This is a genomic window from Fusibacter sp. (assembly GCF_057447755.1).
Window position 1 is genome coordinate 1 of sequence record NZ_JBVBZF010000479.1, and the last position, 1,919, is coordinate 1,919.

2 protein-coding genes are annotated in these 1,919 nt (G+C 34.9%); both read right to left on the reverse strand.

The window, feature by feature from the left end; translation table 11 throughout:
* Nucleotides 1-45: 45 nt before the first annotated feature.
* On the reverse strand, nucleotides 46-1,209 hold the full coding sequence (locus tag AC220I_RS21870; protein ID WP_486725988.1) for an HDOD domain-containing protein: 1,164 nt from the start codon (nucleotides 1,207-1,209) through the stop codon (nucleotides 46-48).
* Nucleotides 1,210-1,249: 40 nt separating this feature from the next.
* Nucleotides 1,250-1,919: sensor histidine kinase (locus AC220I_RS21875; protein WP_486725989.1), on the reverse strand; the 670-nt coding region annotated here is incomplete at its 5' end.

The following is a 1,919-nucleotide window of genomic DNA, read 5'->3' on the forward strand; positions in this document are numbered from 1 at the left end:
CGACTATCAAAACCTTATATTTACTGTAATCAATCATACTGCCCCCTATTGTTCATTCTCGTATTTTTCTATAATGGGTTTAATCATATCGAATTCAATTTTTAGGATATCTAGAGCTTCTAGGAAGTTGGGCCGCAAAACAATATATTCTTTTTTTTCAATGATTGAGGCTAGGGTCACCAAAGCAACTAACTCTTTGTGAATAATATGCTCATCAGATGGATTATGATGATACATACAGACTTCTATAAGCTCCATCGGAAAAGCCCACCAATTTAAAAAATAGCCTCCAACAAGGCAGTGATCAAGCTTAAATTGCAACCTCTCCTCAGTCAAAATACTTGAATCCGTTAACTCTATTGACAAAATTTTATCCAAATAGGCTTCTTCAAAAATTTGAAGCATAATAATTTTACCTATATCATGTATTAAACCTGCAGAACCCACAAGTGGCGGCACTTTTTTCTTATAATATCGTTCATAAAGATCATGGTAGATATTATTGGTCCTAGCAGAATGTATCCATATATTTTCACCCTTTTTAAACAATGCCTCTTTCATTTGTGAAATTTCATACGAAAGAATGATCTGCTTTAAATTGTTTAGGCCAATATACATGACTGCTTGCTGTAAATTTCCCGTCTTAGCTTGATAAAATGCCGAGTTGGCAAGTCTTAAAATATTAGAGGTAATTGCCAGATCTTCTTCAATAATACCACATATTTCTTCTATACTCTTGTCCTTTTGAATAAGCATGTTGACTCTTTCAAACAACCTCGGCAGAGTTTTTACACTCTCAAAATTTTGCACTTTCTCAAAAAGATTGACCTGTTCGAACTCCTCTTCAAGCAAAAACATTTTTTGAATACTTACAATAATTTCATCATTGTTCCAAGGCTTGTAAAAATACTGTTTCGCTAAGTTTTTACTCACAGCTTCCATAATGCTGTTAACAGAGGCATAACCACTTAGGGCAACGCGAATGGTCTTTGGAGAAGCCTCTTTAAAGAGTTTTAAGACCCTAATGCCATCAAAATTTGGCATTTTAATGTCTGTGACAAGCATATCTAGAAAGTCCACCGATAGGAGCACATTCACTGCCTCACCTATATTTTCAGCATAATAACACTCATACTCTAAATTTCTGAAGAGCCTTTTCAAAGATCGCAATATATTGGCTTCATCATCAATAAATAATATTTTTCTCATTTTTTCTCCCCATTTTTGACCTCGTCAAAAGTCTTCTCACCTAAAAATTCACAAAAGAATCCACCGTATCAGTATCAACCTTGCGTATTGGTAATTTGATTTTAAAAGTCGTCCCGATTCCAAACTCAGAAATAAAATTCAACTCACCACCATGCTTATTAGTTATTATATCATACGCAATGCTCATGCCAAGCCCTGTTCCTGTACCGACTTCTTTTGTTGTAAAGAACGGAACAAATATCTGATCCTGATCCTTGACTTTAATGCCAATACCATTATCCATGATCTCGCAATAAATATATTTTTCATCACTTCTTGTGGTGATTTTGATGATTCCCTTATGGTTCTTGCCTTTTTCCTTGATCGCATGCGTAGCATTAATCAATATGTTTAAGAGGACTTGATTGATTTCACCAGCGATTGCATAGGTCAATGGCACATACTGCATATCTTTAATCACTTCTGCACTGTATTTAATTTCATTATTGGCGATAATTAAGGTTTCATCAAGACCTTCATTGAGATTGTACTCGGTGAAGGTCATCATATGATCCACTCTTGAGAACTTTCTCAAACTCATGACGATCTTTTCAACGCGCTCAAGACCTATGCTCGTATCCTTAAACAAGCCTTCGTAATCCTCAATGATATATTTATAATCACTTTCATCTATGGCATTTTCAACCCTTTCTAAAAAGTCTTGAACCAGA